This is a genomic window from Thermogemmatispora sp. (genome assembly GCF_019683635.1).
GTDB lineage: Bacteria > Chloroflexota > Ktedonobacteria > Ktedonobacterales > Ktedonobacteraceae > Thermogemmatispora.
On sequence record NZ_JADGIA010000190.1, the window covers coordinates 1 to 10,383 of the forward strand.

Below are 10,383 nucleotides of genomic sequence, written 5' to 3' on the forward strand. Positions count from 1 at the left end.
GAAGTAATCCCCTCCAGTTGCTGGGGAGGGGACGAAGATCGGCGATGGCTGCCTGATCGAGCCACGGCGGCTGCGACGCGCTCCGATCTCGTGGCGGCGGCTCGACCTGAAGCCGGCTGGAAGCCATAGAGCCGCGGAGCTCCCTGCTTAATGACCTCGACCAGAAAGAAAGTCGCTCCAATGCGTTGGGCCCACTCCTGCAGGTCCTGTTTCTCGCGTCCACGATAGGGACCATCGCGCTGGATCAGCACCCGCTTGCCGGCGAAGAGCGCCCTGGGAAAGAGCTGCTGCAAAACGGCGCTGGGAATGGTCTCGCCATCGATGACGGCATCGGCGATCCGGTACTGAAGCAGCTGGCCATCGTTTTGAAAAATTCTGGTCTGAGCTGTTAAGTTCACGCTTCCCGGCAGCGACGTTTTGAGGCGTCGGGCGATGTCGATGCCAACGATGACATCGGCATAAGGCAGAGGCTCGGAAAGCACATAGGGAATGCCTCCCATCTTGCTCAGGAGGCCCAAAGCGATGTTAGCAGCGGCAAAGTCCAAGTCTTTCAGCGTCGAGAACAGGACCACCTGGCTCGGAATGTCGTTGCTAACCGTGAGGGCCTTGAAATGGTGGTAGAGGGTCCAGGGCTTCTGGCTGGCTGCCTCTCGCGGCAGAGGCTGTGCCTCTTGATCGGGGAAGAAAGCAAGCAGCGCATCGACGGCTTGCTCCTCCTGCAGAGTAGCAATGACCTGCTCCAGCGCTTCCTTGCTGTTCTGGGGGAGCCGCTTCAAGGAAAATCTCACAGGTGCCTGGAAATCCTCGAAAGTCTCCCCCAGGAGCCGAGCAAAGCCCTTCGCCTCTCCTTGGGATAGATTCCCGGTTGAGACAAGGCCAAGGCGCAGGGCCTTCCCGTCAGCAGGGGAGGGAACTGGGCGATAGAAGCCGTAGCGCCTCAAGCCTGCTATCACTTGCCCGCTGTCCTTGTGCTCGATGATCTGGTCCTGGCCAACGCGAAGGCGGGGCACAAAACCCAGGTCGGCACCATGCTGGAAGAGCGTCGGCGCCCGCTGCGTGCTGTAGGCCGCGGACTTGATCAATCTGCGCTGCTGCAGCGGTTGGGCCAGCGAGCGGATCATCGCAGCGCGCCTGGCGGGAGCGAGGTGCAGGCGGCTATGGACCTGGCAGCCGTCCAGGCCCAGGCGTTCATAATCGCCTGGCTGCACAATGATGCGCAACCCGCTCAGCGGATACTCATACTCTTTGCCGCTGGCCGTTCGCACTAAGACCACGGCTTCTTCATCTCTGGCTTGCTCTAGACGCCGCCTGGAACTCTTCCGTGTTGCCAGGGCCAGCAGTCGCTGGCGCTCCGTAGCGATCCGTCCTGTGACACCAACAATGGAGCCGCAGAGATCGCCGTCTTTGGCCCTTACTCGCAGATTGCGAATGTGTTCCTCTAGCTCGGTCGGTGTCTGCCAGGAAAGGGTTTGGCAAAACGACTGCAGGTCCTGCTTCAGCACCGGCTGCGAGCTGACCGAGAGCGAGATGGCCGGTTCCCCCTGGACCAGCCAGCCGCGCAGGTGATAGATGCGCCAGATCTGCAGTGCCGGCTGCAGCTCCTCGTGAAAGGGCTTCAGTGCCTGTTTTAACTCCTCTGCCAGTTCGTCGGCCAGGCCAAGCGCTATATAGTCGGCTTCCTCGCTTGGCCCGGCTTGCCATTGCTCGTCGAGCTGGATGGTACGCAGGCCAGCAAAAACGCCGCTCTGCGCGGACCAGAGGTCTTGACAGAGCTGCTTCAGCTGCTCGGTAGTGTAGAGCTGGTCGCTTACCAGGTGCCGGCTCGTGCGACTCCAGAACCAGTGGCCTCTGGTGCGGCGGCGCAGATCATAGGCGAGCTTGCCGCCAATCATGGCCGGATCGTCATGAGTCGTCAGCTCCAGCAGGTAACCATCAAGAGGAGGCAGAGCCTCCCTGTTAACGGGAAAGATTTCTGATATCAATCTTTGCATAATAATCTCTCTATGCACGTATGTACTATGTATTTTAGGGAGCGCATGGGGGAAGGTTGCACTTCTGCGGTGCGGATGGAGCCATTCCTGGCTATGGCGGGTCTGCCAACGGGGGCAGCGCTGGCGTCCTTCTTTCTCTTTTCTATGTTAAGGTGCTGGAGGCGGAAAAGCACCCCCACAATGGGCGTGCTGGCAAAAAAGAAAGGCTCTCCTCTCCACTATAAGGGTCAGTCGCGCGGGCTGTCTGGGTCAGTCCTGATTGCTCCTCCTGCCTGTCTTGTGGACTTCGCTGTGCGCTGTCTGTTGCCGCTGAGTATTTCTGTGTTGCTACCTCTGTCTCCTCAGACGGCCTTACCTCGGCTGCGATTGCCTTCGCTGCTTGCCCTCCCTCTGAGTGCTCTGAGGATAAGGCTGGTAAAGGGGAAGCCTCGGCTAGCGGCTGAGAAGATGCGCCTGGCACGAGAGAAGCGTCAGGTTGTGAATCTGGCTGTGGAGCTGTCTCAGGCTTCTCGGCTGCTTCTTCCATCTGGGAATCCTCCGTAACGATCTCAGTGCCAATGAAAGATAAGCAGTCTGGTCAGGCATCAGGCATAGAGTGCAAGTGCATGCTGAGGCCCCTATGGGGCAAGTGTCTGGACCTATCCATGAAAAAAAACGTTGCCAGAGGCACTTCTCGGTTGCTCTCTCTAATCTAAGGGAACCCTCGGAAGAAGGATGACCATTGCCACAAAAAGGCGCTCCATACGCCGTGGCTGCCTGTTAGCGATCAGACAAGCAGCCACTTCGTATGGAGCGCCTCTACTCCCTTGTGAGGGAGAGGAACGGGCCAGTAAGCTCACTGGCCCGATTCTTTCTTTCCTGCTATCCTTCCAGGAGCCTGAGAGCTGCTGGTCTCCTTGATTCGGGGAGACATCAGTAGCCTCTCAGAATGCGCTGCTTCTCTGCCTCAAACTCGGCTTCTGTCAGAGCGCCCGAGGCGCGCAGTCGCTCCAACAACTGAAGCTGGGCCAGGCGGGCATCCGTTGAGGCACCAGGATTCTGAGTCGGCGCCTGATAAGGTGGATAACCATAGCCCTGCTGATAGTATGGCGGGTAGCCCTGGTACGGCTGATTGCGTCCCTGCCAGCGGCCAAGCATATAGCCCAGGCCGCCCGCTAGCAAGTCACCGAACAATCCCCCGCCAAAGCCGAAGCCGAAGGGGAAGAAAACAGGGCCACCCCAGCCCCAACCATGATGATGATGATGCATACTGTTCACCCTCCTCGCTGTGTAAGCGTCTCTTGCCTTTTCATGTTACCCCGCTCTCTCGGGGTACTCACGACTGCCATCCTTTCTGCGGCTGTCGTGCGTGTTTCCTCCGGCCAGCTTAGAGGACCGGCAGGCAGACCAGGAGGCGATCAGCTAGGACTCGCTCGGGGCTGTTGCTGGCGCCCGGCGTTCCTCTGGCTAATCCACTCCTCTCTCCGGCTCACGTAGGTCGCCTGCCTGCCGGCCTTTTTCTCCCCTCCACCCAAGAGATACGCACGAGGAGTCCGCAGGTTAAATGCTATGCAGACGGTGCCTGGCTCCTGCCAGCCAGCCATCGTCACTTGCTCCCTCCTCGTGCTCGTGCTGGCTCCGCCGTCTATCGTGCCTCTTGTTCACTCCCATTTTATAAAACATCGTCGCCTGACACTCTATTTCTTCGGGGTAGGTAGATGCACGCTGCTCGCTGGGCCGGGAGGAGTGCCGTTGCGCGGCAAAAGCCTGCCTGCCGTCGAGGTCCTGAGTAAAGTTGATGGGGAGGGCGGTGGCAGATGAGAGGAAGAGCCAGGCCAGCCACGCAGTAAATCTCTGTAGAGACCTCTCAAGAGGAAAAAGACGCCCTCTCGTTCAGTTTTCTGCTTCTTCACCTGCCTCTGTGAGGGCATCGCTCTCGTCACAGAGAGAGGCGGTGACGGGCCTGCTGACAGGGGAGTGGTCAGAGGATGGGGCGGAGCACAGCGTGCCGCAGGAAGCAGGCGGCAAAGGATCGGCGAGATTCTTGCGCGCGAACTCCTCGATCGCGGCAATGACCTGGCCGAACTCCTGGCCTGTGGGCGTCAGATGATACTCGACACGCGGCGGGATCTCCAAAAAGGCGCGCCGCTCGACAAAGCCCAGTTCCTCTAGCAGGCGGAGGCGTTGAGTCAGGGTGCGCGAGCTGATGTGGCCTAGCTGCTCCAGTAGCTCGCTGAAGCGCCGCGGCCCGGACAACAGATTAATGACGATCAGCAGGATGCAGACATCGCCGACCAGGCGAATGGCTCGTCCCATTGGCGTTGTTGCATTACAAGCCTCCGGCCTCGCCGCCGGCTGTTCTCGCTCAGCTCTCTTCATGGCCACTAGTATATCATACTATAAATAAAAAAGCAACATCCTTGACGATAGGAACTTTCTATGATACTCTTACTTTCATAAAGAAAGAAAAGATCAGGCATCGCTACCGGGGGAGAGTGAAGCCTCTTCCCGGTGCGAGTCGGCAATAGAATGGAAAGGAGTGGTCTTCTCATGTCAACAACCCTGAGCCTGGGGTTGCTCATCCTGCGTCTCGGGGCTGGTTTAACGCTGACCGGGCATGGACTGCAGAAGCTTTTGGGCTGGTTTGGCGGAGCGGGACTGGCGCGCACGCGTGAGAACTTCGCGCGTCAGGGCCTGCAGCCGGCCTGGCTCTGGGTGACGCTCGCCGTTCTGGGGGAAGTAGGAGGTGGTCTAGCGGTAGCTCTGGGCTTCCTCACCGCTGTAGGAGCGGCTGGCATGGCGGGCGCGATGGCAATGGCGACCTTCAAGAGCCACTGGCGCAATGGCTTCTGGATGCAGCGCGGTGGTTATGAATATAGTCTACTTCTGATGCTGGTGAGCATCGTCATCGGTCTCACGGGGCCGGGCAACTATGCGCTCGACGCCTTGCTGGGCATCGGCCAGCGGGAGACCGTGCTCTTTATCGGGCTGGCCCTGGCTGCACTCATCGTGGTAGCAATCGGTATTGTCATTAGTCGCAGGCCGCAGACGGTCTCGCAGGATGCCTGAGTCCGTCTGCATGAAGCTGGCTGGCTCTCGGTGCCCTGTCGGACAGTGCAGTCCTAGAACGAGACCGAGGGTCCAGCTAGCTATCTCGGAGCGAGGCGAGTGTCATGGAGATTGAGATCTGGTCGGACGTTGTTTGTCCCTGGTGCTATATCGGCAAGCGGCGCCTGGAGAAGGCGCTGGCGGACTTTCCCCAGCGCGAGCGCGTCAGGCTGGTCTGGCGTAGCTTCCAGCTTGATCCACTGGCGCCGCGTGAGGCCCGTGAAAGCGTCAGCGCGATGCTGGCGCGCAAATATGGTGTCTCGCAGGCTGAAGCTGAGGCTATGAATGCGCGTGTCAGTGCCCTGGCTGCCCAGGAGGGCCTGACGTTCCGTCTGGAGCAGGCGCGCTATGGCAATACGTTCGATGCTCACCGCTTACTCCATCTGGCCGCCGCACACGGGCGTGCTCAGGAGCTGGCCGAGCGCCTCTTTCGCGCCTACTTCAGCGAGGGGGCGGCCTTAAGTGAGCCGGAGACGCTGCGGCGCCTGGCTGGCGAGGTGGGTCTGCCGGCGGAGGAGATAGAGCTTGTGCTGCATAGCTCGGCCTATGCTGAGGCGGTGCGTGAAGATGAGCGACGCGCCCAGGATCTGGGGGTGCAGGGCGTGCCTTTCTTCCTCTTCGCAGGTCGCTACGCGGTCTCGGGCGCGCAGCCAGTCTCACTATTGCGTCAGGTGCTGGAACGGGCCTGGCGCGAGAGCGCTCGGGAACAGCCGCAGGTGGTGGCTGCTGCCGGTGCCGAAGACGGGCAGAGCCTGGACCAGGAACAGGCTTGCGCCGATGGGAGCTGCGCCCTGCCGGGGAGCGAGCGCGCTGGATGAGGCCCTGGGGAGACTGGGTCAGTCCATCCACAGTCGCCAGCGCGGCCCAGCTCCTGCCCGTCGGGCGGCGCCTAGCGCAGAATCAGATAGCAGGCAAGCCCAATCAGGATGAGCAAGATCAGGAGCACCAGGATCAGCAGCGCTATCAAGAGGCGCTGCTGCCTGCTCCCCTCGAAACCGGGCAGAGCACCAGAAAGGCGCCCAAGCTGGCGGCTGATCCTGCCGGCGATCTCAGTTCCCCACGCTGCTGCTGTGCTCGTGACGAAAGGATTCCTCTGCTGGAGGCCACTCGATGGTCTCCTTCTCCTGGTGAAAGACCTCCTCGTACCAGTTTGCGTCTGTATCCAACTCCAGCTCTTTAGATGAGTAGTCCAGGCCAGACTGAACGATCTCGTCGACCTCTTTTCTAGTAGGAAAGGACAGGTTGAGCGTGTTGAGTTGATTTTGAATAAATCGACGCGGTCTGGCTGACCCTCGAAGAGGCCGGGCAGGCCCTGCTCTGTGATCGCCTGAATGGTGCCCTCCTGACGCGCGAGCATGGGGCTCCGTGGCGGCTGCTCGTCCCTGGCGGCAAGTGTTACACAAGTGTGAAGTGGGTCGATACCTTGCTTGTCAGCGAGACGGTGGGTGTATCCACTGCCGAGGAGATCGCTCGTCAGCGTTTAGAGGCTCGCTGAGCTAGCTCCCTGGTCCTCGCTGTTGCTCGCCTGCTGTGCTGGGGTCTGGCGTGGTCGCCGCCGTCCGCGGGGGAGAGGTTCTCTCAATGAGCAGGATGATACAAATAATGGCCGGTAAAATGAGCATGGTGAGGGACATATTGGTTTCAAAGCTCATTTCTGCCTGATACCTTAGTAGAAAATTGATTAGAAGAGGTATCAGAGCAATACAGGCAATGAGAACCAGTCGTTGAGCGAAGAAGCGCCAAAGCAGTCGTTCGTTATAGCGGTCTGTAGCCAGGAAGCGGGCGCGCCGGCCATAGAGAAGGCGCCAGCGAGTGATCAGCCGGCGCAGCACCATAACCATGACCAGCACTAGAGCGAGGCCATAGATCAGGACGGCGGTCGTAAAGAAGAAGAGGAAGAGGAAGAGGAGACTCAGTGACCGCTCCGGATTAAAGAGCGAGAGGCCGCCGGCGAGCAGATTCAAGATCAGCCCCAGCACGAGAGTAATAAGGGTGATTCTCCTCAGCATGGCGTCGCATCCTCCGTTAAACTCTCTATAGGGGGTCCCGGCCAGGACGAAGTGACTCTCGCCTCGTCCTTCATGAAGGACCGGCACCGACCAGACTCACCGCTAGTAGCCTGGTTCTTTCGTGCTGCTAACTATAGCACCTTTCTCTCAGAAAGCCAACGCTTAATGACATCCGGCCCTGCTTGAACGTCCCTCGGCTGTAGGAACACCTCATCATCAAAAATCTGCCGGCTCCTGCGTCTGCTTATGCAGAATGTCCAGTTTGCCAGGGTCGCTCTGCAAGCGGAACAGGGATGGCCCGGATCGCGGGCGGCTAGGCAGAAAGAAGCCTATCATCTGGAGAAAGCAGAGCGGAGCTTCGTGCTATGCGCATCTTCTTCTTCTCTGATTGGCGTATCCAGGAGCTGGAGCTGGCTGAGCAACTGCTACGCTCCGTAGCGCCCGTCGATGTGATCGTCTATGGAGGCGATGATGTGCGGCGTTTCCAGGTCTCTTCTGGGCGCAATTACTTCAGTCAGCTGGCCAGCTATGCCCGCTACGGCCTGCTTGGCGTCATCGGCAACGATTGCGGGCCGGAAGACCGCCTCGTGCTGCGCGCACCCGGCGTGCATGATCTCCACGCCGAGCCACTCCTCATTGAAGACGTTGGCTTTATCGGCATCGAAGGAGCCATTTGTGACGGAGAGCGCAACAGCATCGGCAAGATTCTCCATCCCGAGAGCGAGGTGCGTGCTCACCTGGATCAGGCGCGCCAGCGCCTGGGCGAGGCGGCGAGACGCCTGGTTGTAGTCTCGCACACCCCGCCGGCGGGCTGCCGTCTCGACATCGGTATTCGCTTCGGCTTCAGCCGTCTCGGCTCGGAGGCCCTCAAGGAGTTTGTCTTCACTCAGCAGCCGGCCCTGGTTCTCTGTGGACATTGCCACTCACGAGGCGGCAAGACGGCCCTCCTGGGCGAGGCGCTGGTGGTCAATGGGGCCTCAGATGACGTCAATCCCGAGCTGGCGCGCGCCGCTCTGATCGAGCTGGAGGCCACCGCGGCCCTGCCGACAGTGACCTGGCTGGAGCCACCCGCCCGTCTGCGCGGACCACATATCGGCCCCCGGCGCGCCGCGCGGTTAGCGGCCTACGGCATCACGCGCCTGGAAGAACTGCGTGCGGCCCCGCTCGAAGTGCTCAAAGCCATCCAGTTCGGCCCTCAGCGTCGCCTGGTGCTGGACAGCTACCTGCGCGCTTGTCAGGAGAACTGTGCCATCTGGCTGAAGGCGCCGCAGCTGCCCTCGCCGCTCCTCTTCTACGACGTTGAGACCGGCCTCGCCTCCTGTGATCCTCTTCAACTGGGAACCCCGGAGCCGTGGCTCATTGGCACCTTCGATGGCCAGACCCTGCGTCAGTGGGCCGTCCCCGAAGAGCATCCAGGCCGCCGTCAGGCTATGTACAGAGACTTCCTGGCTTATGTGGAGGCCCATCCAGGCGCGACGCTCTGCTCCTGGAGCGGTCGCCGCTTCGACGAACGCTCCATCGAGGCGGGCCTTGCCCGCTGGGCGCCATCGCTCCTGCCGCGCTGGAGATCTCTGCCCAAGCTCGACCTGTTGCAAGCGCTCAAAAAGATCCTGGTGCTTCCGCTGGCGAGCTGGTCGCTCAAGGAGGTCGCCGTCTGGTGCGGCTTCCGTTTCAGCGGCGATCTCGATGGCTTTGAGGCCGGCCTGCTCTATGAGGAATATCGGACCTACGGCGAACCTCTACCAGTTGAGACGCTCATGGGTTACAATGCCGAGGACGTCCTGGCCCTGGCTCATGTCATGCAGTACCTGCTCGGCACTGTACCGACGACCTCTGGCTCGTCGATCTCGTCACCGTACCCTGGCCGAGGCCAGCCAGCTCCCAGCTAGAGCGGCCCTTTTTCCTCGCCTTCGTGACCTTGTAAGCAAGCTCTGGCCCAGGTCACGGCGCTTCTTGTCGCACAGGCAGGAGAGCTGGCTATGCCCGTCCTGATTTAGCTTCTCTCGTCCGTGGCGCTGGCCCGTTTAGCCTTGTTCTGGTCCTGTCGCCCTGGTCTTGTCTTGTCTGCCTGACGACGACTGCTGGTCCGCACTGGGAGAGCCAGGTACGCCCGCCATATGGGCCAGCACATCGAAGAGTACCGCAAAATCCTCCTGGCCCAGACCCAAAGCCCGCGCCGCTGTCAGCAGCTCGTTGGCCAGGGCAACCGACGGCAGCGGCACATCGACCTCGCGACCCAGCTCCTGAGCCAGCAGCAGATCTTTCTGCATCATATTGACCGAAAAGAGCGCCTCCGCTGGACGCTCAAGCACAAACGGAGCGCGGTATTGCATCGCCGGCGAGGCCACGACGCTCTCCATCCAGACACGAAAAGCCGTCTCGCGTGGAATGCCCCCCTTCTCGGCCAGCAGCAAGCCCTCGCTGAAGGCCAGGAACTGCACCGGCAGGCTGAGATTGATGGCGATTTTCATCAGCACAGCCTGCCCGTTGGGACCAACATAGTTGACTTTCGGACCGATGTCGAGCAGCACCGGTCGAACCTGTTCGAAAACGGCCTGATCGCCACCGACCATGATCGCCAGCCGGCCCTGTTCGACCGTCACCGTGCTTCCTGAAACGGGAGCGTCGAGCATGTGGGCGCCACGCTCAGCGACGCGGGCCGCCAGGGCGCGGCTGACCGAAGGGCTGACTGTGCTCATATCAACGTAGATCTTGCCAGGACCCAGGCCAGCCAACAGGCCCTGTGGCCCCTCGGTGATGGCCTGCAAGGCCGCTGTGTCTGCCACCATGCTGAAAATAATGTCGGCGGCCTGGGCCACCGCCGCCGGACTCTCTCCCCAGCGCATGCCGGCCTTCAGCAACCAGCGCGCCTTCTCGCGAGTGCGATTGTAGCCGGTGAGTATGTGCCCGGCTTGCAGCAAGCGGTAGGCAATGCGCCCACCCATAGCTCCAAGACCAACGAAACCCAGATTTGCCATCGCTGTCAATACCCTCCTCTACAGTAGAGTTGATAGAGCGCGCTCCGCGCCTTGCTGCTAGATAGTTCTACTCCAACCTGGCAACCCGGCGCTACTGTCTCTGCCAGCCAGCCAGCCAGTTCCCCTCTCTCACGACTTTCGCCAGGCCGTCTCGTCTTGGTGAACTGGGGAGCGGCAAACAGAAGCACCGTGCCAAAGGGTTGTCAAAGACAGCCGGTCTGATTATACTATAATCATTGGTATGATAAACATACCATCTGGTCTCTGACCAGGTAAAGATCCTGGCAGCAGCGGAGAAAGGATTGTACACACCTATTC

General features: G+C 60.5%; 9 protein-coding genes. 3 read left to right on the top strand and 6 right to left on the bottom strand.

Annotated elements, in window-relative coordinates; genetic code table 11:
* From IRZ31_RS17220 to IRZ31_RS17230, 3 genes are all read right to left on the bottom strand, one after another.
* Positions 1-1,991 (bottom strand): hypothetical protein (locus tag IRZ31_RS17220; RefSeq protein WP_297155888.1); only part of this gene is annotated, 1,991 nt, incomplete at its 3' end.
* A gap of 912 nt (positions 1,992-2,903) precedes the next feature.
* Positions 2,904-3,239 carry an SHOCT domain-containing protein gene (locus IRZ31_RS17225; protein WP_297155890.1) on the bottom strand — a complete coding sequence of 112 codons (336 nt, stop codon included), beginning with the start codon at positions 3,237-3,239 and terminating at the stop codon, positions 2,904-2,906.
* A 624-nt stretch (positions 3,240-3,863) separates the two neighbouring features.
* Complete coding sequence (locus IRZ31_RS17230) at positions 3,864-4,286, bottom strand: helix-turn-helix domain-containing protein (protein WP_297155892.1); 423 nt, start codon at positions 4,284-4,286, stop codon at positions 3,864-3,866.
* Between the two features lie 234 nt (positions 4,287-4,520).
* Between IRZ31_RS17230 and IRZ31_RS17235 the strand changes: the two genes are divergently transcribed.
* Both IRZ31_RS17235 and IRZ31_RS17240 read left to right on the top strand, forming a co-directional pair.
* Entirely contained in the window at positions 4,521-5,039 is a 519-nt protein-coding gene (locus IRZ31_RS17235; RefSeq protein WP_297155894.1) for a DoxX family protein, read from the top strand.
* 104 nt (positions 5,040-5,143) lie between these two features.
* The gene (locus tag IRZ31_RS17240) at positions 5,144-5,896 is read left to right on the top strand and encodes a DsbA family oxidoreductase (protein WP_297155896.1); all 753 of its coding nucleotides are present in this window, start codon (positions 5,144-5,146) and stop codon (positions 5,894-5,896) included.
* Between the two features lie 71 nt (positions 5,897-5,967).
* Here the strand turns inward: IRZ31_RS17240 and IRZ31_RS17245 are convergent, their stop codons facing one another.
* Both IRZ31_RS17245 and IRZ31_RS17250 read right to left on the bottom strand, forming a co-directional pair.
* Positions 5,968-6,435 carry a hypothetical protein gene (locus IRZ31_RS17245; RefSeq protein WP_297155898.1) on the bottom strand — a complete coding sequence of 156 codons (468 nt, stop codon included), beginning with the start codon at positions 6,433-6,435 and terminating at the stop codon, positions 5,968-5,970.
* Positions 6,436-6,574: 139 nt separating this feature from the next.
* The gene (locus IRZ31_RS17250) at positions 6,575-7,087 is read right to left on the bottom strand and encodes a hypothetical protein (protein ID WP_297155900.1); all 513 of its coding nucleotides are present in this window, start codon (positions 7,085-7,087) and stop codon (positions 6,575-6,577) included.
* A gap of 365 nt (positions 7,088-7,452) precedes the next feature.
* On the opposite strand from IRZ31_RS17250, the gene IRZ31_RS17255 reads away from it, so the two are divergent.
* Complete coding sequence (locus IRZ31_RS17255) at positions 7,453-8,976, top strand: ribonuclease H-like domain-containing protein (RefSeq protein WP_297155902.1); 1,524 nt, start codon at positions 7,453-7,455, stop codon at positions 8,974-8,976.
* A gap of 135 nt (positions 8,977-9,111) precedes the next feature.
* On the opposite strand, the gene IRZ31_RS17260 is transcribed toward IRZ31_RS17255, so the two are convergent.
* The gene (locus IRZ31_RS17260; RefSeq protein ID WP_112433643.1) at positions 9,112-10,065 is read right to left on the bottom strand and encodes an NAD(P)-dependent oxidoreductase; all 954 of its coding nucleotides are present in this window, start codon (positions 10,063-10,065) and stop codon (positions 9,112-9,114) included.
* Between the last annotated feature and the right edge of the window lie 318 nt (positions 10,066-10,383).

What these genes read in the sequence shown, in the direction of transcription:
- IRZ31_RS17225 (WP_297155890.1), bottom strand. Translation starts at nt 3,239, where the DNA reads ATGCATCATCATCATCATGGTTGGGGCTGGGGTGGCCCTGTTTTCTTC.
- IRZ31_RS17230 (WP_297155892.1), bottom strand. Translation starts at nt 4,286, where the DNA reads ATGGGACGAGCCATTCGCCTGGTCGGCGATGTCTGCATCCTGCTGATC.
- IRZ31_RS17235 (WP_297155894.1), top strand. Translation starts at nt 4,521, where the DNA reads ATGTCAACAACCCTGAGCCTGGGGTTGCTCATCCTGCGTCTCGGGGCT.
- IRZ31_RS17240 (WP_297155896.1), top strand. Translation starts at nt 5,144, where the DNA reads ATGGAGATTGAGATCTGGTCGGACGTTGTTTGTCCCTGGTGCTATATC.
- IRZ31_RS17245 (WP_297155898.1), bottom strand. Translation starts at nt 6,435, where the DNA reads ATGCTCGCGCGTCAGGAGGGCACCATTCAGGCGATCACAGAGCAGGGC.
- IRZ31_RS17250 (WP_297155900.1), bottom strand. Translation starts at nt 7,087, where the DNA reads ATGCTGAGGAGAATCACCCTTATTACTCTCGTGCTGGGGCTGATCTTG.
- IRZ31_RS17255 (WP_297155902.1), top strand. Translation starts at nt 7,453, where the DNA reads ATGCGCATCTTCTTCTTCTCTGATTGGCGTATCCAGGAGCTGGAGCTG.
- IRZ31_RS17260 (WP_112433643.1), bottom strand. Translation starts at nt 10,065, where the DNA reads ATGGCAAATCTGGGTTTCGTTGGTCTTGGAGCTATGGGTGGGCGCATT.